Annotated in this window: 25 protein-coding genes and 1 other RNA gene; 6 read left to right on the top strand and 20 right to left on the bottom strand. The window is 43.7% G+C overall.

Going from position 1 to position 26,023, the window contains the following annotated elements:
* Nucleotides 1-55: 55 nt before the first annotated feature.
* The 3 genes from EJP82_RS19945 to EJP82_RS19935 are packed head-to-tail and all read right to left on the bottom strand — an operon-like array spanning nt 56 to nt 5,705.
* Nucleotides 56-3,241, bottom strand: a complete 3,186-nt coding sequence (locus tag EJP82_RS19945; RefSeq protein WP_127193834.1) for an AAA family ATPase — start codon at nt 3,239-3,241, stop codon at nt 56-58.
* Nucleotides 3,238-4,566, bottom strand: coding sequence for a metallophosphoesterase family protein (locus tag EJP82_RS19940; protein ID WP_127193833.1), 1,329 nt, complete (start codon nt 4,564-4,566; stop codon nt 3,238-3,240). Before EJP82_RS19940 ends, EJP82_RS19945 begins: the two co-directional genes overlap by 4 nt.
* A 17-nt stretch (nt 4,567-4,583) precedes the next feature.
* Nucleotides 4,584-5,705: a glycosyltransferase family 4 protein gene (locus tag EJP82_RS19935; RefSeq protein WP_127193832.1), complete on the bottom strand. Its 1,122-nt coding sequence runs from the start codon at nt 5,703-5,705 to the stop codon at nt 4,584-4,586.
* Between the two features lie 271 nt (nt 5,706-5,976).
* Between EJP82_RS19935 and EJP82_RS28190 the strand changes: the two genes are divergently transcribed.
* Nucleotides 5,977-6,069, top strand: a complete 93-nt coding sequence (locus tag EJP82_RS28190) for a YjcZ family sporulation protein (RefSeq protein ID WP_211350208.1) — start codon at nt 5,977-5,979, stop codon at nt 6,067-6,069.
* A gap of 102 nt (nt 6,070-6,171) precedes the next feature.
* On the opposite strand, the gene EJP82_RS19930 is transcribed toward EJP82_RS28190, so the two are convergent.
* From EJP82_RS19930 to EJP82_RS19910, 5 genes are all read right to left on the bottom strand, one after another.
* Nucleotides 6,172-6,969 (bottom strand): Cof-type HAD-IIB family hydrolase, encoded by a 798-nt coding sequence (locus EJP82_RS19930; RefSeq protein WP_127193831.1) that lies wholly within the window; start codon nt 6,967-6,969, stop codon nt 6,172-6,174.
* Nucleotides 6,970-7,618: 649 nt separating this feature from the next.
* On the bottom strand, nt 7,619-8,374 hold the full coding sequence (locus EJP82_RS19925) for a pseudouridine synthase (protein ID WP_127193830.1): 756 nt from the start codon (nt 8,372-8,374) through the stop codon (nt 7,619-7,621).
* Nucleotides 8,375-8,520: 146 nt separating this feature from the next.
* Nucleotides 8,521-8,982: a DUF309 domain-containing protein gene (locus EJP82_RS19920; RefSeq protein ID WP_127193829.1), complete on the bottom strand. Its 462-nt coding sequence runs from the start codon at nt 8,980-8,982 to the stop codon at nt 8,521-8,523.
* A complete protein-coding gene (gene yjbM, locus EJP82_RS19915; protein ID WP_127193867.1) occupies nt 8,972-9,787 on the bottom strand; it encodes a GTP diphosphokinase in 816 nt (271 codons plus the stop codon). Before yjbM ends, EJP82_RS19920 begins: the two co-directional genes overlap by 11 nt.
* Nucleotides 9,788-9,820: 33 nt before the next feature.
* Nucleotides 9,821-10,915, bottom strand: coding sequence for a quinone-dependent dihydroorotate dehydrogenase (locus tag EJP82_RS19910; RefSeq protein WP_127193828.1), 1,095 nt, complete (start codon nt 10,913-10,915; stop codon nt 9,821-9,823).
* Between the two features lie 188 nt (nt 10,916-11,103).
* Here EJP82_RS19910 and EJP82_RS28670 point away from each other — a divergent pair, with 188 nt between their 5' ends.
* Complete coding sequence (locus EJP82_RS28670) at nt 11,104-11,238, top strand: hypothetical protein (protein WP_281278206.1); 135 nt, start codon at nt 11,104-11,106, stop codon at nt 11,236-11,238.
* A 2-nt stretch (nt 11,239-11,240) separates the two neighbouring features.
* On the opposite strand, the gene EJP82_RS19905 is transcribed toward EJP82_RS28670, so the two are convergent.
* From EJP82_RS19905 to EJP82_RS19895, 3 genes are all read right to left on the bottom strand, one after another.
* Complete coding sequence (locus EJP82_RS19905; protein WP_127193827.1) at nt 11,241-12,677, bottom strand: L,D-transpeptidase family protein; 1,437 nt, start codon at nt 12,675-12,677, stop codon at nt 11,241-11,243.
* Nucleotides 12,678-12,879: 202 nt separating this feature from the next.
* Nucleotides 12,880-13,122, bottom strand: a complete 243-nt coding sequence (locus EJP82_RS19900) for a ferredoxin (protein WP_127193826.1) — start codon at nt 13,120-13,122, stop codon at nt 12,880-12,882.
* Between the two features lie 122 nt (nt 13,123-13,244).
* Nucleotides 13,245-14,531 carry a DNA polymerase IV gene (locus tag EJP82_RS19895; protein ID WP_127193825.1) on the bottom strand — a complete coding sequence of 429 codons (1,287 nt, stop codon included), beginning with the start codon at nt 14,529-14,531 and terminating at the stop codon, nt 13,245-13,247.
* Nucleotides 14,532-14,716: 185 nt separating this feature from the next.
* Between EJP82_RS19895 and cimA the strand changes: the two genes are divergently transcribed.
* Nucleotides 14,717-16,336 carry a citramalate synthase gene (cimA, locus tag EJP82_RS19890; protein WP_127193824.1) on the top strand — a complete coding sequence of 540 codons (1,620 nt, stop codon included), beginning with the start codon at nt 14,717-14,719 and terminating at the stop codon, nt 16,334-16,336.
* Nucleotides 16,337-16,387: 51 nt separating this feature from the next.
* Here the strand turns inward: cimA and EJP82_RS19885 are convergent, their stop codons facing one another.
* The 4 genes from EJP82_RS19885 to EJP82_RS19870 all read right to left on the bottom strand — a co-directional run bounded on the left by EJP82_RS19885 (nt 16,388) and on the right by EJP82_RS19870 (nt 20,501).
* Nucleotides 16,388-16,978 (bottom strand): TlpA family protein disulfide reductase, encoded by a 591-nt coding sequence (locus EJP82_RS19885; protein WP_127193823.1) that lies wholly within the window; start codon nt 16,976-16,978, stop codon nt 16,388-16,390.
* Nucleotides 16,979-17,256: 278 nt separating this feature from the next.
* A complete protein-coding gene (locus EJP82_RS19880; RefSeq protein ID WP_127193822.1) occupies nt 17,257-17,991 on the bottom strand; it encodes an exonuclease domain-containing protein in 735 nt (244 codons plus the stop codon).
* Complete coding sequence (locus tag EJP82_RS19875) at nt 17,988-19,085, bottom strand: DUF294 nucleotidyltransferase-like domain-containing protein (RefSeq protein WP_127193821.1); 1,098 nt, start codon at nt 19,083-19,085, stop codon at nt 17,988-17,990. The genes EJP82_RS19880 and EJP82_RS19875 overlap by 4 nt, the downstream gene beginning before the upstream one ends.
* Nucleotides 19,086-19,106: 21 nt before the next feature.
* The gene (locus tag EJP82_RS19870; protein WP_127193820.1) at nt 19,107-20,501 is read right to left on the bottom strand and encodes an ammonium transporter; all 1,395 of its coding nucleotides are present in this window, start codon (nt 20,499-20,501) and stop codon (nt 19,107-19,109) included.
* 277 nt (nt 20,502-20,778) lie between these two features.
* On the opposite strand from EJP82_RS19870, the gene EJP82_RS19865 reads away from it, so the two are divergent.
* A complete protein-coding gene (locus EJP82_RS19865) occupies nt 20,779-21,210 on the top strand; it encodes a MerR family transcriptional regulator (protein WP_127193819.1) in 432 nt (143 codons plus the stop codon).
* Between the two features lie 39 nt (nt 21,211-21,249).
* Complete coding sequence (locus EJP82_RS19860; protein WP_127193818.1) at nt 21,250-21,927, top strand: zinc metallopeptidase; 678 nt, start codon at nt 21,250-21,252, stop codon at nt 21,925-21,927.
* Between the two features lie 156 nt (nt 21,928-22,083).
* Here the strand turns inward: EJP82_RS19860 and gltC are convergent, their stop codons facing one another.
* Nucleotides 22,084-22,995, bottom strand: a complete 912-nt coding sequence (gene gltC, locus EJP82_RS19855) for a glutamate biosynthesis transcriptional regulator GltC (RefSeq protein WP_127193817.1) — start codon at nt 22,993-22,995, stop codon at nt 22,084-22,086.
* A 62-nt stretch (nt 22,996-23,057) separates the two neighbouring features.
* Entirely contained in the window at nt 23,058-23,672 is a 615-nt protein-coding gene (locus EJP82_RS19850; RefSeq protein ID WP_127193816.1) for a rhomboid family intramembrane serine protease, read from the bottom strand.
* A 114-nt stretch (nt 23,673-23,786) separates the two neighbouring features.
* On the opposite strand from EJP82_RS19850, the gene tpx reads away from it, so the two are divergent.
* Complete coding sequence (gene tpx / locus EJP82_RS19845) at nt 23,787-24,308, top strand: thiol peroxidase (protein ID WP_127193815.1); 522 nt, start codon at nt 23,787-23,789, stop codon at nt 24,306-24,308.
* A gap of 78 nt (nt 24,309-24,386) precedes the next feature.
* Here the strand turns inward: tpx and EJP82_RS19840 are convergent, their stop codons facing one another.
* The 3 genes from EJP82_RS19840 to EJP82_RS19830 all read right to left on the bottom strand — a co-directional run bounded on the left by EJP82_RS19840 (nt 24,387) and on the right by EJP82_RS19830 (nt 25,983).
* Nucleotides 24,387-24,776 (bottom strand): DUF1499 domain-containing protein, encoded by a 390-nt coding sequence (locus EJP82_RS19840; RefSeq protein ID WP_127193814.1) that lies wholly within the window; start codon nt 24,774-24,776, stop codon nt 24,387-24,389.
* A gap of 186 nt (nt 24,777-24,962) precedes the next feature.
* A non-coding RNA gene (gene ssrS, locus EJP82_RS19835) (6S RNA) lies at nt 24,963-25,153 on the bottom strand.
* 38 nt (nt 25,154-25,191) lie between these two features.
* Entirely contained in the window at nt 25,192-25,983 is a 792-nt protein-coding gene (locus EJP82_RS19830) for a YesL family protein (RefSeq protein ID WP_127193813.1), read from the bottom strand.
* Nucleotides 25,984-26,023: the final 40 nt, after the last annotated feature.

The following is a 26,023-nucleotide window of genomic DNA, read 5'->3' as shown; positions in this document are numbered from 1 at the left end:
CGTAAGGTGTTAATTGCCACATGATCATGATCCACGGCTGACTTTAAAATACTAACTATAATTGTACAATTTGTGAACCTGGGATTTTTGCCATGATTTCATCTACAACATGCTTGTGACAAGTCATCATAATAATTTGGTGTCTGTTAGACACCTCTTTCAGCACAGAAATTGCTCCTCCCATACGAGAAGCATCGAAATTGACAAACAAATCATCAAGTAGGATAGGGAGTTTAGCATGTCCAGAAACCGCTTCTGAAAGCGCCAGTCGCATCGCCAAATATAACTGTTCTGCACTCCCTCGACTTAGATAGGTGCTTTCAATAGCTCCGTGTTCCCGATGCTCTGCCATGAGTTCTTGGGTGCCCATTTTCAGCACAATTCGGCGATAGACTCCGCCCGTCATTTCGGCAAAATAACCCGATGCCATCCGTAAAACTTCTGGTTGGCGCTCTTCCTCATATATGCGCCTAACCCGCGAAATCAATTCATTACAAACCGCCATAACGGCATAATTGTCTATACTCTCACTCAATGCCGCCTTATTCTCCGCAAACCGTTGGCTCAAATCCTCCTGCTTGCAGCGTGCTTCTAGACTATCTTGCTCTTGTAGTAGCCTACCACGTTGTTCCTGGAGATTCTGCCAGTTTCTCTCCGTTTCTTCCGCCGTCTCCCTGGCCTCTTTCACCTGCCTCGAGAGTTCCTCCCCCGTATGGTTATGTAGCAACAACTCCAATTGTTGCTTCCGTTCATCATCTAATCCACCAAACATAACTAGATCACATTGCCGGACTTCCTTCTCTAGTGTCTCACGTCTAGCTGCTATAACTCCGCGGCGTAAATAATCTTCTCCTTCTTCAGCATGAGCCTCCGTAAGTAAATTATGCTCTAGCGTCAACACTCGGTCTAAGCGGTCTTCTAATCGATCTCTTTCTTCTTCAAGAGGAGGCAATTGTATAGCCAAGATGTCTCGGCGGGATTTAATTTCTAGCTGTGCTTCCAGTTCCAGAAGCATTTTCTGTAGTTGAGAGATTACAGAGGTCCGGGCTGCTCCTTCTGGCGTCTCACGAAGAGATCGGCATCTCTCCTTAAAGTCTTCATTTTCCTTCTGCATTCCAGATATTTTGTAAGATAACCCTTCAATTCGGCTCAGCAACTCCCCACCTTGTTCTGTAAGTCGGAAGACTTCCAAAGCCGCCTCTGGGGAGAGATCCCGTGGTAACTTCCGTTCCGATAACCAAGACTCCCACTCCTGCACTAGATCATCGAAGGCAGCTTCCCGACGGCTCAGCTCTCGCTCCAAGTTCTGTAATTCATCTATCGCTGCCGTAGCTCGGCTACGACAGTTTAAGACTTCCGCCTCCAACACTTCATGCCGCTGATCCCAAAGATACCAACCTTCCATCAGCTGACGCAGTTGACGTTCTTCAAGCTCCCAATCCTCAGGGTCAATCGAAGAGACACTGCTCATGTCCTTTCCTGCCGCCGTCAATGGATGACGGATAAGCTTGGACAATAACGTACTCAATCGTGCCTCTACAGGCGATACATTTCCGGTATGACCAGCACGCCGCAAAGAATTTTTACCTTTAGTTCTTCCACTTTTGAAACCAAGCCATAAGAACAAATCAAACAAGATCATAAATCCGCCGCCAATTGCTGCAATCCAAAGTTCACCGGTTGTCATCCAGAGTCCAGCTGGAAGTATCACCGTCAGGACTGCGCCACCACCCAGTAGCCGGTAATATAACGAGCGCATACGATCCTGTGTTAAAGCCTCAGCGGCCGTAGCTCTGGAGTCAAGAAGTTTAGACATCGATATTTCGCGCCAGCGATCAAGCTCAAGCTTAGTCTCACTCCATAGACTGCGAATCTCAGCCCGATCTTGCGGAATTAGGACGTCAAATTGATGGAGTCCATTCAACTTACTTTCTTCCATTCTTGAGACCGCACTCGTATAAGCAGATTTCAAAGCGGTAATCTCCCGCTCCTGCTTGAAACGTTCAGTATGCAGCCGCTCCATCACTTTGTCATACTCAGCGAAACGGGATATGTACCGCCGCACGTTTTCTCGCTCACTAACCGTACCGGCAAAGTTATGTAAATCCTCAACCCGCCATACTGGATCAATACTACGAAGACATTGGGCTAGTTGACCACGGAGAGTCAGCGCTTCCGATTCCAATTCTGCAATTTGTTTCATCCTGGACTCATATCCAGGCATAAGACCAGCTAGCATATTTAACTCACCAGAATGATCAAGAATATCCTGATTCAAAATAAGGGAAGCCATTTCTGAATGTAGAACATCACACCGGCGATTCGTCTCTTGAATCTCTAATAATAGCCGTTCCTTCTCGCCTTGAAGTGTCTCCCAACGGATCAACCCTTGCTCTGGGAATCCTCTATGTAGGGGTAGCGCACCCAGCTCAGTTAAGAGCGCTTCTCTTTTAAACCATTCCGTTCTAATCTCTGCTGCCTTCTCTAGCTTGTTTGCTTCATGCAAGCTAAGGGTACGTTCTAATGTACATTTGGCCCGTTTGGCTTCCACTTCTTCTAGTTCTACCAACACCTCGTTATACCGCGGCAACAGAGCTTTCGCAGCATCCGTTTCCTGACGAAGCCGATCTAAGGACTGCAGCATTTGAGCCATTTCCTGATTACGGCCACGCGGCTTGTATAATTTATCCATCTCCTGCGCCAGCTTCTTCTCACCACGAAGAACAGCGGCCCCACCGCCAATACCAGCGTGAAACAAAAACCTGCTCATCTCTTCTGACTGTAAGGCTGACACCTCTTGCAGTTCACTTAATGACACGGCAAATAACTGCTTAAACATCTCTTTGGACATACCACCAAGTAGTTCTCGCTGCATCTCTTGTTGTGTGAGTTCCTGTAGGCGCCCATCTAAATCGCTCTTAGTGATTCGAAGTCGATCACCTCGTGTACCTGATAAAGCTCGCCCATCTGCGTGACCAGCATAACGTTCAATACTCCAAAGAGCTCCGTCCTCTCCTTCGATGGTCAGCATTCCGCCATGTATGCTCCCCTGTGTAGGCTCGTATCGTAAGTGACCAGACGCCCTGCTCGGTATCCCAAATAATATCGCCCGAACAAAACCTAGAAGAGTACTCTTCCCTGCCTCATTGGGTCCATACAGGACAGTCACAGGTCCTTGCAATTCCACATCAACCCCATGCAGGTGTCCGAATCCACTTACCTGTAGCTTCTCCAACCTCATTGGCCCATTCCTCCTCTGGAGTCCACTTCTACTAGTAAGGAGGATGCCAGCTCCTGTGCCCGCCGCAGCAGTTCAAGTTTGGTGTTTGAATTTGCTCCTTCTTCCTTTAACAACCCTCGAAGAGTCGAATTATCCATCAATGGAGCCAATGCTGATTCCACAATTGAATCTAACAACTCAATATCTCCCTCGGCGCGAGCGGATAACCGAAATAACTCACCCAAGAAGCTGTCCTCCTGTAGTAAAGTACTAGTGTCAATATCCATTCCAGTAGCTACCTTAACCCCCGCTAACCATACGATAGAACCAAGACTGCCTACTCCGTTTTCGCTACCCTGAAGACGTACATTCTCCCTTCTCCTCAGCTCCTGTAGTAGTTCCCCACTCTCCCGTCCGGATTGAAGGAGTGAGTGTAGCGGCCCTCTACCAGTAAAAGTAATTCGTACTACCTGGAGCCTTCCTACACTATTCTCACGTAACTCTTCTATTTGTTCTTCGACTGCTTCTTTCCAGTCTTCCTCCGTCAACAAACGTTCAATCGATATCTCGATTTCACTCCACCGAACATGATCAAGCTCATGGAAAATAGGATTGGCTTCTCCGTTCTCACCCACATCTACGACATAACATCCTTTTGGTCCTGTCTCTTTTAAACTCCGACCTTGGATATTACCAGGATAAATAATCCACGGGGATTGACTTAGAACCTGGCGTTTATGAATATGTCCAAGTGCCCAATAATCATATCCTGTGTTCTGTAAATCACGTAGTGAACAAGGAGAATAAGCATCATGACCTTCTTGCCCGTCCACATTCGCATGTAATAAGCCAATATGATACAACTTTGAAGCCAAATCCCGGCGGAATTGGAGCGACGTATTCTCCATCACAGCTGCGCTTGGATATGAAATCCCACTTACAACAGCTACGGTTTCACCATCGCTACGGCGAGTCGCATTTATGCTCTCCACCTTTGCACCAAAGATAGTCACATGCGGTGGATGGGCGAGACGTAGGCGCCTGCTATTCAGCGGATCGTGGTTCCCGTGAATGACATAGACCGGGATTCCATGCTGACCTAGTCTTTCCCACGCCTCTCGCAATCTAAGCTGTGCACGGAGTGATGACTCTGAAGCATCATAAACATCTCCGCTAATGACTATAAAATCAACTTCCTCGGAAATAGCAAGGTCCACCAAACCTCCTAATGCGGCAAAGGTGGAACCTTGCAAATATTGGCGTAGTTGCTCAGGTACACCGGACATTCCCGAAAAGGGAGTATCCAGATGTAAATCAGCAGCATGAATGAATCGAAATGGTAGCATACAGTCCCACTCTTTCATTATTTGTATTGCAAATACACTTTCTTTAACTGATGGACTACGCGGTTAAGGGAATAATGGTCCTTCGCTTGATCTGAGCCACTTCGAGCCAACTCGTAACGAAAAGCTGGATCAAGGATCAATTTCTCCAATGCCGTTGCTAGGGCAACAGGATCTTCTGGAGGGACAAGTAAACCGTTTATTCCATCTTCAATCTGCTCGGAAATTCCGCCAACCTCTGTACCTACCATAGCTAGACAACAAAGTGCTGCTTCAGCAAATACCGAACCAAACGCCTCGGCGCGAGATGGCAATACGAATATATCAAAGAAAGGCATGAACTCTTCCGGGTGAAGGGTATATCCATAAAAAATAGTTTCATCATAAATACCTAAACTTTGTGCCAACTCTTCTAATTCTTTGCGGATCGGTCCATCACCGATAATGTGCAGCACATAGGTTAATCCACGTTTTTTCAGCTCGGCACAAGCTTTCAACAAAATGTCGAGTCCCTTCGCAGGAACCAATCGACAAACAGTCACCAGTTGCGCCACCTCATTATCATGTGGCACGGGCTTAAATCGCTTCTCATCGAAACCGTTCGGAATAATACTAATTGCCTCAGGATGGTCAACATAAGGTGATAAATAGTCCATAAAAGATCTTGAAGAGGTAAACATCCGATCACATCGATATTCCAGTTCCTTATAAATGGAAGTCAAGAAACGATGCTCTAACCCATTCTCTTCAATCACACCGTTCAAGATTAACTCACGCTCATAGCTGGAGTGAATACTCATTAACACGGGAGTCTCAGGAAATACTTCCTTCATAACTAATCCAACTATCGGATGGTGAGCATGAATGAGATCGTAGGGTTGCTGAAGCCTTAGCTTCGTCCACCATAAGTAATCGCGATAAGTTTGTATATATTTTTGCACGACAGGACTTTGTTTGTACTCATGCCAATCAAAGGTGTGGAATTCCACGGACTGACTTCCCTTGTTACGTATCCGTTTAGGCAGAGAAAACATTTCCATCTCCCAATGGGGAGGATTAAATCTGTCTTGCAAGTAAGGGATCATTGAAGATACGCCTCCGGGCTGTTCCGGAGGAAAAAATAACGCCTGTAACAATTTCATAAGCGTTCTCCTTTATACTCTCTGTATTCTTGCTCGAGTCAACGGGCTTGCATCTCCATTATGCCATAGGCAGTAAAGAACATCCATTCCCCTTTCACGGTGATAAGATATTTTATTCAACTAAACTTTTTAAGTTAGATTGTCCAATGGCAGATGACCTGATTTTAACCTGACAGGATCATTAGTCCATACATAATTGCCACTTAAACATATAATACCGTATCCCGCTAATGACGGGGAGAACAAACCAGAATGTGAGGGAGGAATTACAATGGGTGAAATTTTAGGCGGAGGCTTTACTTCCACAGGTGTTATTTTGGTGTTGTTCATCTTGCTCGTTATCGTATCTCGTGCCTTCATCTAAAGGCATGATCAGCAAAAAAAGCGGAAGGCCCTGCTAAAGGGTTCTTCCGCTTTTTGCATTAATTTCACTTATTCCATGTTAACATGACTACAATCGATTCAACTATAAGCAGTGTTTTTGTAGTGCTAATTTAACGCCCTCATCATTATTTGAAGCAGTTATAGCATTCGCCGCTGCCTTCACCTCAAGTGGTGAGTTCTCCATAGCAACGCCAAGGCCTGCAAATGTAAGCATCGTGAGATCATTATAGTAATTCCCGATCGCCATCACATTCTCTGCAGGAATTCCTCGCTTCTCGGCCAACTTTTTCAATGCCGCACCCTTCGAAGCTTCCTTATGCATCAAATCGATGAAAAAGTCGCCACTACGCAGCATATTAAATTCCTGCGTCCAGAGGCTCCAATCCGCATAAACCTTGTCTAGTTCTTCCATCTGTCCTGTTACCGTAAATTTAACGATAGGCTCACTCATATCAGCCCATCCGGGGAGTTCTTTCGGTACCACCATAAATTTACCATACAGATCCAAAGCTTCCTGACTAAGACCAGCTGCGCCTTGTACGTAAAGAGCAAAGGTCGTATTAACATCGAAATGTACATTGTTCTTGTGGCAATAATCAATATAACTATCTAGACCATGCGGATTCATTGCGAACTCATGAATGATTTCCTCAGTCCGCACATCAACGGTTGCCGCTCCGTTATGAGTAATAATGTATCCTTCCAAACCCATCTGCTTCATAAAAGGAATTGAGCTACCCGGGGCTCTTCCCGTACATAACACAAATTCTGTTCCTTGTTCCGCGATCTTTTTGATCGTTTCCATCGTGCCTTCTGTCAACTCATGATTATCGCTAAGTAATGTTCCATCTACGTCTAATGCAATCAGTTTGTATTTCATCTCTGTCTCCATTTCTTCTAATTATAATCCCACCCCCCCCAAACCCTCCCTATCGTAAGGGAGGGCCTGGGGGGGGATGCTGCCCTCTGTACTCCCGCCTTAAGTAATATGGGAGTTTACAGAGGCACTCCTGCTTGCTGTCCCCTACGGGGATGCGCTCTACGTTGGTTCGAGGCACGCCTTTCGCCCTTTGGGCACGTCTCACTTTTGGCGAACCCGGGCTACCAGGTAAACATGCTGCAGACACTGCTCCTGTCGTTGCACCCGAGTAATCCTATGAGTAATAGTCGCTTATCTCCCTTTGGGCACGCTCTACTTGGGACGCTCCTGCAATGTAGAGCTGATGCTGCTCCTATGCGATTTAGACTAATACTATCTGCTATGAGCCGCTATCCCTACGGGATGCGCTTTACGTTGTTGTAAGGCATCTTCGAGCTTTCTGCTCCAATGCGCTACCATCCGAGTTCTTCTTCGCTGAATCGCTACATAACGTGGTGAACTAGTAACGAAGAGGGAATTTGGAGCCGGAGAAGCGAAAGCGTTCGCCTTTATCCTCGGATTTCATCCGCTAATAGCGGTAAAAATCAAGAAATCCGAGGATAACAGCGATCGATGGCCCAAATTTCTCTCGAAGTTACAGCCTTCACCACTATCTCTTGTATTGCTTCAGCGCCTCCAGCTCGGATTCGCTTAATTCGCGAAAAGCACCCTTCGGAAGCGTCTCATCCAGTAGGAGCGGACCCATAGAGACTCGCTTCAAGTAAATCACCTTAGAGCCAGCAGCTTGAAACATCCGTTTTACCTGGTGAAACTTCCCCTCCGAAATAGTCAAAGAAATATGGGACAATACATTCCCATCCTCCTGTGTTACACGTTCCAGCACCTTCAAATCTGCAGGAAGAGTAACATACCCGTCATCCAATTCGACCCCTTGCTGGAATAGTTCCACTTCACGATCCCCCACGTGGCCAAGAACATCCGCTTCATACGTTTTCGGGACATGCTTGCGTGGAGAGAGCAGATCGTGACAGAGTTGTCCATCATTGGTGAGTAGCAACAGACCCTCGGTATCCTTGTCCAAACGCCCAACAGGAAAAGGCGAGAATACTTTAAACTTGGCTGGAAGCAAATCTATAACGGTACGATCCCAATTATCTTCAGTCGCTGATACAACACCCGGCGGCTTATGTAGCATTAGGTATACATGCTCACGATACATGATGGGTTCACCATCTACCTCTATTTGATCGCTATAAGGATTACTTTGCGTACCGCTATCCTTTAAAACAATACCGTTTAATTTTACTTTGCCCTGTTTTACAATTAGCTTGATATCTGATCTGGATCCGTATCCTAAGTGCCCTAATATTTTATCTATACGCTGTCTTTTTTTCGCTTCACTCATCTTCTTCGTCATCACCAACCTTAACCATTCCATTAAAACCATTGATAAACTTATCTCTATTGTATCATGGCCCCTTAAGAAAATGAAAAGAAACCCGACTCCGTCATGCAAATCGGAGAGCCGGGTTCTTCTTTTACCATTATAAACTAACCCTTCTGCCGCAGTTCATGCTTGGCACCTCGCTGAGGGCCTCGCCGCTGTGGCACATTAGGGGAAATATCCAGCGATGTGCTCGCAACTATACTTAGAAGTTCAGCATCACAAATTTCAATCGTCAAATCATAATATTCAAAGGGTTGATCCTGATAACGCTCCAACGCCGTGATATATGCTGAAACCTCGGTTCGAAGCTTCGTCAGATTAATTCCGAGAATATCCGCAGGATACGGTGAAAGGCGTCCAATAGAGGAACGTAACATCTTCACTCCACCGGTCACATTCCCGTTCCGGAAGTGATACAGACCAACTGCAACCTGAAGTAATCCTTTGTATAGAGGATCTTTATCTTGTTTAAGCCAAAGCTCCTCTAATACCTCGTGGCACTCAAAGTAATCGCGATCCCGGTTAAAATATATGAGGTACGCTACATAGAGCGGCTCATAACTCATCTCCGGGCTCCTTGACTTTCTTTACAGCATTAATCTGATTTTTCACTGTGGTGAGTAAATCCTTAAGCCCTTCCATGTCACGTTCTTCCCATAAGACGTTGAACTGTCGCTGCGCTTCAATAGCCTCAGATACTAAATGATAGAAGTATAGCTTATGGATAGCAGCCAGAAGAAGTGTGATTACATTGGAATCATCTTCAAAGCTTTTCTGAGCTATCAAAATTTCCTGACGTATACTGGACATTTCATTATCTAGTACAGCAGCAGCTTCGGCTGCTTTCTTAAGTCGTCTACGCATTTCATCCGGCAAGCTCTCCCGGTATTTATAATTGAGTGAGTGCTCAATTGTCGCCCAGAAATTCATCGCAAGCGTACGGATTTGAATCTCTGCTAGCACAATTTTCTGCCCCAGAGCCGTCTGAACCGGATATTCTACGATCATATGAAAGCTACGGTACCCGCTCTCCTTATAATTCGTTATATAGTCTTTCTCAAAAAGAACCTTAAGATCTTTACGCATCCGGATATATTCTGCAACTCTGCGGATGTCCTCCATGAATTGGCACATAATGCGAATTCCTGCGATATCTTCAATGCCCGTCTCCAAATCATCCATAGATACATTGAGCCGCTTGGCTTTGTCCAGAATACTCGAAATTTTCTTAACCCGTCCGGTTACGAACTCGATCGGTGCGTATTCCTCACGTTTCTTGAGCTCTGATCGCATAGTTTTAAACTTCACTTTCAATTCCTCAACGGCTTGATCATAGGGTAGTAAAAATGTTCCCCAATCCCTACTGTCCATCATACCTGTGCCTCCTATCTTGTGTAACTCGGTTTAACGATGATCGGCGCCCACCGCTTCCGAAATATGGGATAATCCATCCCTACGCAACAATTCTTTCAGACCGTGATGTATCTTACGGTTAATCTCAGGACCTTCATAAATCAGCGCCGTATAAATCTCAACCAAGCTAGCCCCCGCCCGAATTTTCTCGTAAGCATCGTCAGCGGTAAAAATTCCACCTGATCCAATAATCGGTAGACGACCGGACGTTTGGCGGTAGACACGCGATATGACCTCAGTTGACCTTTCACGTAGAGGTTTCCCGCTAAGCCCACCCATTTCCTTAGCATTACTATGACTAAGCCCTTCTCGGGATAACGTTGTATTGGTAGCGATTAAACCAGAAACACCGCTATTTTGGATCGTATCAATCATATATTCCAACTCTGCGTCATTAACGTCAGGAGCGATCTTCACCAGTACTGATTTAGAGGACCCCGACAATGCAGCCTGCTTGGACATTTCCTTCATTACTGCATCAAGTAATACAGCAAGCTCGCTCCCATGCTGTAAATTACGCAAATCAGGTGTATTCGGTGAACTGATGTTCACCACAAAGAAATCGGCATAAGGATACAATACCGAAATGCATTTCTCATAGTCATGATGCGCTTCTTCATTTGGCGTAACTTTATTCTTACCAATATTGACAGCGATCGGAATATGTCGTGATTTCAATGATCCTAAAGACTTAGCCATTTCTTCAGCGCCAAGATTATTAAATCCCATTCGATTGATTAGTGCCTCATCCGATGGTAAACGAAACAAACGAGGTGAATCATTACCCGGCTGAGCCTTGGGAGTCACCGTACCTACTTCCATAAAACCAAATCCAATAGCGGAGAACCCGTCTACTGCTTCACCATTTTTATCCAAACCAGCAGCAAGGCCGACCGGAGAAGGGAAACGAAGCCCAAACAAATCGGTGGATAGTTCCGGTGAGTCCGGAATACCATACATCCCACGCATCAAGCTGGTGCCCCCTGGAATTTTCGAAGCCTTATGTAGACCATTGATTACAAGATGATGAGCCTTTTCCGGATCTAATTTGAAAAATAACGGTTTTCCTAGATGACGATACAACACAATTCCACTTCACTCCGTTCTCTTTCCCATGCTCTCTATATACTATATCCAGTTTAGCGGTTTCTTCGCCAAAAGAAAAGATTAACGTTCAGGTTCAAAGAAAGTCCTACATCTATAGTAGAATTTTAAAATGAAAGCCGTTACAATAAAGATGTATATCTTGTATGACACGAGAGGGGAATGGTTTCATGTCTACCGCTAAACGTAAACCGCCGACACTTCAACAAAAAAGAGATGAGGTCAACAAAAAAGCACTCATCTGGGCAGGCTCTGTCATCGGAGCGATTGTTGTTGTAGTTACTGTCCTACTTATCGTAACGTAGTCCTAGTCAAGCCAATGATATGTTCGGTGGGGATTGCTCTGATCCTGACGATTGTCCAAAGCGAACCGTTGCTTAGGCACGCTCTCCAGATCACTTAGAATCCCCTTTCCTACCGTAACCTTCGTTCCCATCGGTATAAGATCGAATAATTCTTCTACATCCTCCCCGAACATACGGATGCAACCAAGCGATTCGTCCTTACCTATGCTGTCCGGCTCATTCGTACCATGAATCGCATAATTTGTATCCGATAATTGCATGCCTCGACTTCCGAAATCCCCATCATCCCGTCCATTAGGATTCACTACCTTGTCCGATATCTTATATATACCTTCCGGGGTTCTATCGCCACCAAGCCCAACAGGATAACTTCGCAATATAACTTTACCGCTGACAACAGCCAATCTATGCTGTTTCAAATCAACAATGACTTCCAATGGTTGAGTAAAATAAGGCATTACTCCCGCTTGTGACTTCCCTTGTACAGTCTGAGAAATACCTTTAGTTCCCTCATCTTCAGTTTGGCTATCGCCATCTAATTTCCCGATACTTTCGCTATTACGTAATTGGATTAATAAAGGCTTAAACGATTGCTTCATCACTCCATCCGTACCTGCGATCCAATTGTTAGGGAACGGTTTATTCAACTCACTCAAATCAGAAGGCCAATTACCGTACTTTTCTTTATAATGTTTCATTGCCGATGAAAGTACGGCTAGCGATTCCTCTGTTGAAATCCATTGTTCAGCTAACTTTTGCAGCTTTGTAGAATCAGGTGGTGTGCAATCACAAGTTAAAGGATCGTAAGATTGAAGGGTTGTCTGCCCATTTTGCGTATTACGATCTATCCCGAATACCACAGGCATATCGTCTAACCAAATTAACCACTTCCCTATGCGTTCCATTCCTAATACATGGATAGAAGGGACATTGCTGGTTTTAACGTCAAGAAGGCTACCAACAGCGTTAATCCGGTCCTCAGCATTTCCGAAGTAACCTTTGGCCGTAAAAAATGGAACATTAATCGTTGAAACCGTTGCAGGATCTTGTGACTGTTCACTTGATTCTTCCGTATATGTATCCTGGTTCCAACCCATTTGAACTCCGACTCCGAGATTTTGTTCACTTGGAGTATGAACAGAAGGCATCCAGAAGATCATCATAGCAAAGAGAAACGACACACAGATCTTACGTACCAATCGCCCATGCTTCTCCCGTTGACGTGATTCATGCAACAGTCCGTCTCTGTATCCATCCCACATTTCCTCAGTCACTTTACTTGATTCAAATGCTTCATAGATAGTTCCGGCTTGCATATAGCAATAATGAGCCTTCCCCTCTTGTCCAGTTGCTTCATACTCTTTTCCAAGCAAGTACCAAGCCATTTTGTTATTCGGATGATTTTCTACGTATTTTTTGAGGTAAGCCGAATTTTTCATCGAAATCCTCCATAAAGTTGATAACAGATAAGTTACTCCTTATTTATATCGGCATTTAAATCCCTGTTTCAAAGAGATACAACTTATATATGTAATTTCGTGACTTAATACCTATTAACTTGCTAGACAACAAAAAGCCGACCCCCGTGTAATACAGGCATCGGCTTACTGTGAATATCATTATCCCAGTGTTACTATTTCCTTAGCCTTCTTTATTAAATGGGCTATCGGCGATTTTGATGGAATCCGTCGGGCATCCATCACATGCATCTTGAAGATCGTCGAACAAATCATCTGGAATTTCCACATTACCTTTGTTACCGTCGCTGTTATAAATGACTTCAGCCAAACCTTCGTCATCATAATCATAAATATCTGGTGCCGTTGCACCGCAAGCTCCACAAGCAATGCAAGTATCTTTCTCAACCCAAGTATATTTCGCCATATTAATCTGCCTCCTGATAATAAACGGTACAAGTCCCGTGCATTATTATTAACTACACCAATATAATATAAACCGAGAGCAATTTCAATTCATTATCCAGATAATCCCATTGATAACAGTTATCATTCCTCCTGATTTTCTTGGATATCGAATTTTTGCAGTGATGTACCTCGAATTTTATGATTTCTTATTAGTGTAGACGGGTCATCTCCTAGCATTCCGGCGGTCAGAATAGCATCTTCACCAAACTTGTCACGAAGCAAATCCATTACTTTGGTGAGCGAATCCTTCTTAGGCTGTTTCTCGTATTCGAATAAATCGAGCTGCAAGGCCGCATCCTCCTTCGGCAGAAGATTTTGCAGTGTAATACCTAATAAACGAACGGGCTTCCCCCCGCGAAAATGACGACGATACAAGTCGCAAGCCTCTCGGTATATTTCTTCAGCCGAATCTGTAACGTTGCCTAGACTTTGGGACCTCGTCACCGTTACCATATCGGGTGTTCGAATCGTAATTTGAATCGTTTGAGCCATCAGATTCTGCCTGCGAAGTCTCCGTGCTACCTGATCAGCCAGATTGAGCATAACACGCTGGACATCCTCCATATCGCTTATATCACGCGGCATGGTCGTCGTATGACCAATGGACTTGTTCTTCTCCCGTTCTTCTATTACAGGCGAATCATCGATTCCATGTGCAGCTTGCTTCATCCAAAGGCCGTTCACTCCGAATCGTTCTATCAATAAACGTTCATCCGTCGCAGCTAATTGACCAATTGTATAGATTGACATCCGTTTCAATTTTTCCGCTGTCTTTCTACCGATGCCGAACAGATCATTACATGGCTTGTCCCATAATAACTGAGGCACATCTCGAAGCCTTAATACTGTAATCCCTCGGGGCTTCTTCATATCAGAGGCCATTTTAGCTAGCAACTTGTTAGGTGCGATCCCAATGGAACAAGGTAGTCCCAGTTCACTGGCAACCCGTGATTGAATTTCATGGGCAATTTCCAAAGGAGTACCGAACTGTTTGGAACCCGTAATATCTAAATAACATTCGTCTATGGACACTGCCTGTAAGAGAGGTGTATAACCGTATGCTATAGCCATAAATGCTTTGGAGTATTTACGGTATAGATGAAAGTCAGGAGAAATTACAATTAATTGTGGACATTTCTTCAATCCCTGACTGACTGTCATCCCCGTAGATATACCCAATCTGCGAGCCGCATAGGAACAAGTCACAATGACACCCTTACGGAGTTCCACACTACCGGCTACCGCCGTCGGTTGATCCTTGTATTTCTCTGGTTCCTCCGCTTCATGGACAGAACAATAGAAGGCATTCATATCAACATGAAGAACAACTCTACCTTTAGTAGGGTAATAATCCTCAACATTTCTCATGAGCGTTCCCTCATTTTTCATGGGTTACTGTTAGTGTCAGCATACCTTTTTTAGATTTAACAGGTCAATATGGTCATATGCAAAATAATAAAAACCATGTTACATTACATTAACAGATGATATAATTAGAAAATTATTATTCAGAGCTTACAATCTGAGAACATCCAAAGGAGGGTACTTCCATTATGTCAAAGGCCTTATCTATCTTCGATACTACGCTTCGCGACGGAACTCAAGGAGAAGGCATCAGTCTGTCCGTGGACGATAAGTTGAAGATTGCCAGGAAACTGGATCAATTGGGTGTTCATTATATTGAAGGCGGCATCCCGGGAAGCAACAATAAAGATATTGAATTTTTCAATAGGGTTAAAGAGCTTGGTCTTTCGGCAAAGATCACAGCATTTGGAAGCACTCGCCGTAAAGATAGCAATACCGAGCTTGATTCTAACCTGAACAGCTTGATCCAATCAGGCGCACAAGCCGCTACGTTAGTCGGTAAATCGTGGGACTTCCACGTACATACCGCTCTCCAAACATCACTTGAAGAAAATCTTGCCATGATTTACGATTCTATCGCTTATTTGAAACGCAAAGGTCTAGAAGTTATTTTCGATGCTGAGCACTTCTTTGACGGCTATAAGAACAATCCAGAATATGCACTCGCCGTTATGCGCAAAGCAGAAGAAGCCGGGGCGGATTGGCTTACCATGTGCGATACAAATGGAGGTTCTCTTCCTCACGAAGTTCATGACATCGTTACCGTACTGGCTGGACAGGTTACCACCTCCAGAATCGGTATTCACACACATAATGACTGTGAATTAGCCGTCGCTAACTCCATTAGCGCAGTTCGTGCTGGAGCGGAGCAAATTCAAGGCACTATGAACGGATATGGTGAGCGATGTGGTAACGCTAATCTCTGTTCCGTCATCCCTAGTTTGCAACTGAAGCTCGGCTACAATATTTTGGAAGCCGACCAACTCAAGCAATTGACGAGTACCGCACGCTATATCAGTGAGATTGCTAATGTGAATATGCCTATTAACCAACCTTATGTCGGATCCTCAGCATTTGCACATAAAGGCGGGATTCATGTATCTGCGATCCTTCGCGATTCACGAACTTATGAGCATATCGCTCCGGAAACTGTAGGAAATCAGCAGCGCATACTGGTCTCCGAGCTCGCTGGACAGAGTAATATTTTATCCAAAGCTCAGGGAATGGGCATTGAACTTCGCTCGGATAACGATAGCACTCGTGAAGTAATGTCTAAGATCAAAGACATGGAACATGAGGGATACCAATTCGAAGGAGCAGACGCTTCCTTAGAACTACTTTTGCGTCAAGCTAACGGTGAACTCAAAGAATTATTTACCTTCGAATCGTTTAAAATGTTGGTAGAAAAATCTGCCGATAAACCCGTTGTCTCTGAAGCTTTTGTTAAGTTGAACATCGACGGGGCAAGCGTCTATACAGCTGCCGAAGGAAATGGACCTGTGAATGCTCTAGATAATGCACTTCGCAAAGCACTGATAAGCTATTATCCTGGATTACAGAACATTCACTTATCCGACTATAAAGTTCGTGTCCTAGACGACAAAGAGGCTACGGCTTCCAAGGTAAGAGTACTCATCGAATCCAAAGATGCTGCTAACTCGTGGAATACTGTCGGAGTTTCAGGCAATGTAATTGAAGCGAGCTGGGAAGCATTAGTCGATAGTCTTCGTTATGCCCTATTGCGACAGACGAAGCGAGAAGGTTATGAAGAGATCCCCTCGGCCGGCCGGGGTTTAATTAATCATTAATCATGAAGAAGGGGACACCTAGTTGGTATAGGTATCCCCTTTTTTTGATCTCTAATCTAACAACTTTTTAAGTTTAGCTTCCAATTCATCCGCGGGTAGAATGCCAATAATTAAGTCTTGTATGACTCCATCCTTATCCACAAGCACATTCGTCGGAAAAGCCGCTCCGTTAAATTTACGAAACACTTCCTCCTTCTCATCTAATAGAACTGGAAAGGTATAACCATACTGCTCCACGAACTTTTCAACGTTGTCCAATTTGTCGTACATCGTAACATTCACACCGTATACGTCAAGCTGGTTACTATATTTATTTGCCAGAGCAACCAAATCTGGAGCCTCTTCCTTGCATGGATCACACCAAGATGCCCAGAAATTTATCAGGAGCGGCTTATCTCGCTTTCCTCCCACTTGATACGTCTTTCCATCCAATCCTACGAGTGAAAATTCTGGTGACAACGTCCCTGGCTTAGGCGCTCCCTGGGCAGCGATAGCAATTAAAGATTCACTAGTTTGATTTAATGTCGCCTCAGATTTGTCGCTAGCCTTCAGAAAAGACAAAAGTCCTTTGCCACTATTTCCATACAAAGCCGCCCCAATCAGCAGGACAAGAGCCACCATAATCCATCTATTTCGGTTCATTTAACAACGTCCTTTATGTTAATGTTAGTTTATTAGCAATTCTAATGGTTATTGTACCCTTTTTTCATAAAAGGTTTCAATTCAGAACATTTTCGCCAAAAGTAATTCGGTGATTAGATTCCCAATATCTAATTGGCTCAATTATACAAAACAAAAAGCCGTCCGATAATTCGAACGACTTCAAAATATGTGGTTATACAGCAGATCAGCAATAAAATGGGTTATTCAGCCCACATGAGGCTCGTCCTGTAATCAATAAATGAATTATGGAACTATCCTTAATTTTTACTTAAATAAGCATACAGATCACCTAAAGTGATGACTCCTCTATCTCTTAACTGCCGGATTAGAACAATCCATAACTCGGCAGTCATTTTAGAGTCCTCTAAAGCGTGATGCCGCTGTGTAACAGGGATCTCATAGATCGCTAACCAATCATCAAGACCTGATTTGCCTCGTTCTGGATCCAATTTTCGAGCAATCATCATCGTATCCAATACGCGATGTCCCAAATGAGCCTTTGTCGTCTTCCACAGTGCCACATCTAGGAACGCTTTATCATGGGCACTACCATGCGCAATCAAGACCCGATCATCAACAAATGACATAAATCCCCGTAGCGCTTCCAACAGTTCCGGAGCATCTTGAACCATTTCTTGAGTAATGCCAGTCAAGTCAATAATTCGCTCTGGTATCGTACAAGCAGGCCGAGCAAGAGAATAATATACCTCTTGGCTTATCTTCTCTCCTTCAACTTTAACTGCCCCAAACGACAATATTTCATCTCCATAATGATAATGAAACCCTGTTGTTTCTAAATCAAACACTGCTGTCTTCAATTCAGTGAGTGGTACGCTTAAACTCTCAGGTCTCCGCTGTCCTTTGGTTAACGAACGAACAAATGCGATTTGTTGTGCACTGGGAGCCCCAAGCATAGATGCTAATCGTGGGGAACCCCCGCCATTTTTTATTGTATCCCAGAACCCTCCATTCCCCTTCATTGGTTCCTTCATAACCAGTTCCTTTCCGCATACCGATGTTGCCGCTGTAACGTACGATACATCTGCCTCACTGTACCTAGTGCTTCTCGAAGCTCAAATTTAATATCTTTCTGTTTGATCATACTCTGAGACAAGTAATGCGTCCCAGTCAGGAGTCCATTAAATTCCGCTTCAGGTACAAGCGATCTTAATCTAACCGCTGTATCAAAGGCCTTGCGACAAGATTCTAACCATCGGACAGGAACCGCCTCAAGCTGATCTAGTTGCGAGATTCTCTCCCATGTAGAAGATGATTGGATTCCATAATGCAATGCCAAGTAACGGATCGCATTCACAAGTGGGATATACAACCCATACTTAACATCAAAATCTCCTGCATGTTCTCCCGATTGCTCCGTTATTACCTGACCTAACACATTAATCGCCGCTTTATGCCGGACCGTATTACGTAGAACTGCTGCACAAAGGTCATTATCTGGATCACCATTCTGTTCCATAATCGTTGTAATAGAGCGTCTGATTGCCGATGACAGCCCCTGATCCCCTGATATATGCCGCATATCTGCTGCGATCATTAAGTAACGAACTTGTTCCCATCCACGCAGGCTACTCCAGTACAGCAATTGCTTCTCCCAATCACTGACACTCTTTCGCCACAATGGATTTGATATCATTACGTTTCCAGGACATAGTGGGTAACCCACCTCTTCCAGTACATTCGAAAGCTTCTGCCCGAATCGTTCAAAATAAAGGGTCATCTCTTGCTCACTAACGTTCCCATCTCCAATGATCAGCCCGTTATCCTGATCACTCCACAACGTTTGTTCACCGCGTCCAGCACTGCCAAAAGTTATAAAGGCGTAAGGAGCCGGAGGGGAGCCGAACCCTTCCTGAATAAGCTCCTCTTCGCAAAGTAATACAGCTCTTGACATGATGGCATCATGCATATCATTAACGATATGATCCCATTTCTGAATGGGCATGGTAGAAAATAACCCATATAATTCTGTTTGTTTGTTTATACGGGCCATCTTCAACAATTCAGGAGAGGAGGCCGACGAGATCGTTGTAAAGCTAACGTTATCGGGGTCTATTCTTTGGCTCATCGCCGCACTCCCTTTCTTGTTTTATAAAGTATGATTCTTAGCATTTGAGTTCAACAAACTCATTTGCTCAGGGTATCCATACGTACCATGTTCACTTATATCAAGTCCCATCATTTCTTCTTCTTCTGTTACACGTAGTCCCATCAAGTATTTCATGGCGCCAAGTACTAAGAAGGAGATAACGAATACGAAAGCAAAAGTCCCGACAACTCCCAATACTTGAACTCCTAATTGTTCGAAACCACCGCCGTAGAACAACCCAGCTTTACCCACGCCGGTTTTTTCAGCGAGCTCAGGTGTAGCGAATAACCCTGTGGAGATAGCTCCCCATACCCCTGCAATACCATGTACCGAGAAAGCACAGATTGGATCATCAAGTCCCATACGTTCGAACCATCTTGCTGTAAAGAAAGTTAACACACCTGCAATGGCCCCAATCACAATGGATGCCCAAGCGTCTACAAAGGCGCAAGAACCAGTAATTGCAACGAGTGCAGCCAAGACACCATTTAACATACTCGGAATATCCGATTTACCAAGGACCATCCAAGAGATCAAGAGAGCAGCAACACCACCAGCAGCTGCGGCCAAGTTTGTAGTCATTAGGACATATCCGAAAAATCCGTCACCAAGTGGCGTCAACGCACTACCTGGATTGAATCCAAACCAGCCGATCCACAAGATAATTACACCGAGAACCGTCAATACTTGATTGTGACCTGGAATACTGTTTGGTTTTCCTTCTTTATTATATTTACCTAGGCGAGGTTTGAGCAGAATAATCGCTGCCAAAGCTGCCGTAGCGCCTGTGAGATGGACAACAGTAGAACCTGCATAGTCTTGCATACCAAGGTTACCTAACCATCCACCGCCCCATACCCAGTGGGCTACAATCGGATAAATAACTATTGTAAATACTAAGCCGAATATAATGTAAACACTAAGTTTTGCCCGCTCAGCCATTCCCCCGCAAGCAATAGCTAACGACACAGCCGCAAATGCCATTTGGAACAGGAACATCAGGTTAAGTGAAACTCCCACTTCTGAGAAGACACTAAATGACCCAATTGCTCCGTCTCCTCCAAATAGAAAACCAGTTGTCCCCAAGAAACTATTACCATCCCCGAAGGCAAATCCAAAACCAAATGCCCACCAAGTGATCACTGTAATACCCAGTGTGAGTACCGTTTTACCGGCAACATGACCAGCATTCTTCATGCGAACCGTGCCTGCTTCTAATAAAGCAAATCCAGCTTGCATAAAAAATACCAACATCGCGGCAAGAAATACGAATAACGAGTTTAAGCCAATCTCAAGTACCTGTGTAGTAACTTCGCCATCAGCGGCAAACGCCGACATCGGAAATCCAAATACCGCGATTGCACCTATTAGACCAAACATCAACTTCCTTTTCATTTAAACCCACCCCTTCAATGTCATGTTTCCTAACACAAATTAAATCGTTAAGGTGATTATAAGACCAAATAAGCAGAAATGACAACACTTTTTTGAAAAAAAAGATGTTGTTTGCACTATTCGTAACATTATATGTAACATATGAACACAAAATCGAGAAAGTTACTATATTATATAAAGCATAACGTTTGACTGTACTGTTATAATTCAGGTATCATATGTTACATAAAGATATATAGAATTAAGGATATTAGAGAGAGGTGAGCCTATTGGAGCAATGAAGTTGTACCGGATCGGAGAATTAGCTAAACTTGCAGACGTCAGCCAACGTACGATTGATTACTACACTAAACTCGGACTGATCTCACCAGAGCAAAGAACCCAAAAGAACTATCGTCTGTATAGTTCTGAAACCTTGGCCAGGTTAGAACGTATTAATCAGATGAAACAAGAGAAATATACGTTAGACGAAATTCGAGAAAAACTGGATCAATGGAACGAAGTGAGTCCTGAAGAACAAGTAACCGAGAAATTAAGCTCACTTGAGATTCATATGTTACAGCTTCAACGCGAAGTGAAGGAACTCGAACCACTGATTTCCAGCTTACAGCCGAATCAAGCCCGTCGAGCCTTCTCTAACCTAATGCCACAGAGTCTAGCATGTATCGAAGCCTTACGTATTTTGCTCAATCATGGACCTTTTACGTAATCATCAACAAGACAACCAATATTAATGGAGGAATGTTTTATGTATGGAGCAATGTTTATCCCTATCATCTTGGCTTTCGGACTCTCCTTATGGGCTCAGTTTCGAGTCAAAGGTACTTTCAATAAATATTCGGAGGTTCCAAATACGTATGGGTTAACAGGCCGCGAAGCTGCACGTCGTATGCTTGACGCTAATGGACTGTACGATGTTCCGATCGAACCCGTAAGAGGTAGCCTGTCCGACCACTACGACCCCATTAAACGAGTCGTCCGGTTGTCCGAACCCGTATATAACGAAAGTTCAATCTCTGCTGTAGCAGTAGCCTGTCATGAAGTCGGTCATGCCATTCAACACAAAGAATCTTACCCTATGCTTGTTATACGTCATCGTATGTTCCCTTTTGTTAATTTCGCATCAGGTGTAGCACCATTCATGTTGTTGGCTGGGTTCCTATTTGGAGCCTTCAACTTAGTAGGGCTAGGAATTGTCTTCTTCTCAGCGGCCGTTCTGTTTCAACTAGTTACATTGCCCGTCGAGTTCGACGCAAGTAACCGCGCACGTCGAATCATGATTAGCAATGGACTAGCAACTAATCAAGATGAAGCCGGTGTAGCTAAAGTACTTAACGCAGCTGCATTAACCTACGTTGCCGCTGCCCTAGTATCGCTACTTGAACTACTACGTTTAGTACTCATGTTCGTTGGTAACCGCGACTAATTTATATGAAACAACTGTATGAAATAACTGTATGAAATAACTGTATGAAATAACTGTATGAAATAACTGTATGAAATAACAAGAGCTCTCCTGTCAGTAGGTGATCCTACCGACGGGAGAGCTCTTTTGTATGATAAGTGCAAAATAATTAAATCGTTATTTAATCGGCGGGGTATCGACATCCAACCCGAAATACTCTAACAAAAATCCACGAAACGATTGGGCTACCAAGGGTAACTTTTCATCAGTTCGATGAATCAAACCGATGGTACGAGTCACTCTCGGTTCTGATACTCGTAGTCTGCTCGGTTGCAACGAGAAACTCTGATACAGTGCCATCTCCGGCAGCAAGCTAACACCCATACCAGCAGCCACTAGGCCACGAATCGTATCGGTCTCTTCTCCCTCAAAAGCTACTTTAGGTGTAAACCCAGCTTCCAAACAAGCATGCCAAACAATGGGCCTTAGCGAATAACCTTTACTAAATAGAATGAATTTATCGTCCTTTAATTGTTCTAACCGAATGCTTTGTTCTCCTGAAAGGTGATGATTAGGTGGAAGAATGGCGACCAAATCCTCTGTTAGCACGACATTACCCACCACTTGATCATGACTTTCAGGAAATGGAGAAATAAATGCTAAATCTACTTCAGCCGATATAACATCACGGATGAGTGTTGGATACGTCCCTTGCTTGAACCGAAACTTAACATTAGGAAACAATTTACGAAATTCAGAAACGACACTTGGGATCAGATGTATACCGAGACTATTAGGAAACCCAAGTCGGATCTCACCATGTTCAGGATCAAGAAACTCATGAACTTCATTCACTGCGCGATCCAAATCTTTGAGAATGGCTTCTATTCGATTGCAGAACAGCTGACCTACTGCTGTCAGATGCAAATTTCTCCCCTTCTGCATGAATAAGTTAACACCTAGCTCTTCTTCCAATTGATGAATTTGTCTACTCACTGCGGACTGAGCTACATGAAGTTCCTCAGCCGCCTGTGTGACATGCTCTTTCTGCGCAACTTTTACAAAGTACTGTAGTTGTCTCAGTTCCACGAATTTGATCGCTCCATTTCGCTTCCTCTTTGTACCAACTTTACCATGTCCCCTTCTGGGGTTCAACGACGTTTTATAAATAGGTTCATAAATGCGTAGATCAGAAACCCACCCACTAATCCACCAAAATGAGCTACCCAGTTCACTTGAGGAGCTACGAACGAGAAGACGACACCGACTATCAGTAAGCTGTAAAGAGTTTTACGTGAGTTCTCATCCATTAAACTTCGTTGTAGCAAGGCAATATATAAGAAGGCTCCATAAACCCCATACACCGCTCCAGAGGCTCCTACAGATATATGCCAGTCTGATGATTGAAGATACATTTGCAAGCTAATCAAATTACCGACGATCCCACTTCCCAGATACAGAAGTCCATACCGCCAGTGGCCTAACAGACGTTCCAATGGAGGTGCAAATACAAGAATCGCAAAACTATTTGAGAATAAATGATCAAAACCACCATGTAGGAACATAGACGAGATCGTCCGCCACCAATCGTAGACAAAAGGCTCCACATTAGTTAAAGCACCGTATTTAAGCAGTGCAACATTACTTTGAGAGCCTCCGTGCGTTGCGACAATAATAAACATTATGATATTCGCAGCCAAAATCAAACAAGTGACAGGGTAATAACGAAGATAACTTCTCCAATTTTCATAACGAATAAAAATCATAGCATTCTTCCTTTTCCATTGAATATTTCCTTAAGTTGGACAAAAGCTTTTCAAAAAGTTTATAATTAAAATTGAACCAATATTAATTATACAATGTTTAGGAGGATAATAAAAATGACACAAGAACGTGCAAGCGTCGCTACATTTAAAGGTAACCCTATCACACTGATCGGTCCGGAACTGAAGGTTGGCGATACCGCTCCTGATTTCAAGCTCAATAAGAACTTGCTTGAAGAAGTAAGCCTTCAGGATTATGCCGGAAAAATTAAACTTGTTAGTGTCGTGCCCTCCCTTGATACAGGCGTCTGTGACGCCCAAACCCGCCGATTCAACCAAGCGGCTGCTGAACTCGGTGAAGAAGTAGTAATCCTGACAGTAAGCGCGGACCTTCCGTTTGCCCAAGCTCGCTGGTGTGGTGCTGCTGGTATAGACTCTGTCATCACCTTGTCCGACTACAAAGAAAATTCCTTCGGTAAAGCCTACGGCGTTCTGATCAAAGAATTCAAACTGGATCAACGAGCTGTGTTTGTCATCGATAAAGATAACACCATTCGTTACGCTGAATATTTGAAGGAAATGTCGGAACATCCAGACTACGAAAAGCCGGTAGCTGCAGTCAAAGCACTATTAGCTTAATATCAAGTATAACAACTAGTAACGAAAAGCGAGTAGGAGGAGCGATCCCCTCTACTCGCTTTTTTTGTATCTGAGTTCTTAAGACACCTTGTACGCCGAAAATTTCTTATCCAGAATCGCTAACAGTTGCATGATATTGCGATAATTCGCTCCCATATCACCTAGCGATCCACGAGTCGCAGAATAAATATCGACTGCTGTACGAACCGGTCCCGTTGAAATGACTGATACCGTAATATCCATCGTCCGACCAAAGGCACTACGTTTCTCCAACGTAATTTCGCCTACTGAAGGAACTTCATGTAACACTTTGTAACCTGGAATTTTCTTTAATGTGGAAGAGACATCCTCCCAAACTTTATCCTTGGATAATTGATAATATCTTGTTTTTAATTCAGGCATCTTCGCACGATCGCTAGTACCTTCCTGGCTGCGAAAAACACCGGTTAATGTTCTTTTGAATGACAACCTCTTCTTCCTCCTTCATTACTCCCCAAATAAGATAAGGTATGCGTTTTCTTTATACTATAGTTTACCATTGTTAAGTAACAAACGAAAGTAAACTTATCATTTCTTAACATACAAGTAACAAAAAAAAACAGCACCTCGTTACCTCCCAAAGGAAGAAATAAGATGCTGTTCAACTTAAGTAACAAAAGACCCGCCTATGCCGTCCGGTTACATTGTCTCGAACCTGCATTAGCAGGTGGGTGACCGCAGCGACGCTTTCGAAGTCCCCACATCCAGATGGATAAGGCATTTCGGTGACGACGCGATATAAGTCTCCCGAGACTTCGTCATTGGTTCAAAACAACATAGAACCGAAACGTACATCGCAGGACGTATACCTATTATAAAACTTCATGATATAAAAGTAAACCTTCTACAACTTCTTCGAATCGTTCTCACCAGGAAGTTGAAGTGCCGTATTGCCGTCTTCTACTTGCTCCGGATTGTCAATTCCACCATCATTCTCTTGCATCTTCTCCGCCTTGGCCTGCAGTTTTGTGTAGGCGCGATAGAAATTATAAAATGCGATATAAGCCGTCAAACTACCGAAACCAAACATAATAAGCCATGGGAATTTCACGGTTATAAGTGCTAGAGCAATTGTAGTGATTACAGTATAGATTACACGCAATGGACTAATGATCGTAAGCAAAATAGAGTTCTTAATTAACAGTATCACTTTCAAGTGATAGTGCGAAACAAGGGAAAAGAAATTAAATAAAGAAACAGAAAGTATTAGGAGGAACACCAGCATGATCATCCCGATAATCTGAAGGTTTTCAAATTGCTTCATGTAGACGTTATAATCAACAACCATGATCACAATTAATAAAGTATAGAAAATACCACCAAACATACTTTGCTTGTAATTCTCTTTATAACCTTTGAAGTATACTTTGAATACGCTTAAATCGCTTTCACCCATGACCCATTTACGAGCAACAGAGAACAATGCAGCCGTTGCCGGAAACAGTGTAAACGGTGCCAAAACTGCCATGAATAATAACGTTTGATCTCTAACGATAGCATCTGGGGACAACAACCAAGTCATCAAGAAGAACATGAACGGCAGCGAGCAGATCATCCAAAGCAAATTACTTCCCGATATTCTCATAATCCATTCCGTTATCTTGTAAAATCCACCCATTAATCCTTTGTATTCCAAAAATATTACTCCTCTCCAGAAATAATTTAATCTCTATAGT

Origin of the sequence: Paenibacillus anaericanus (assembly GCF_003994475.1) — a bacterium.
GTDB classification, from domain to species: domain Bacteria; phylum Bacillota; class Bacilli; order Paenibacillales; family Paenibacillaceae; genus Fontibacillus; species Fontibacillus anaericanus.
The sequence above is the reverse complement of the archived record's forward strand: the minus strand, read 5'-3'. Positions and strand labels throughout refer to the sequence as shown.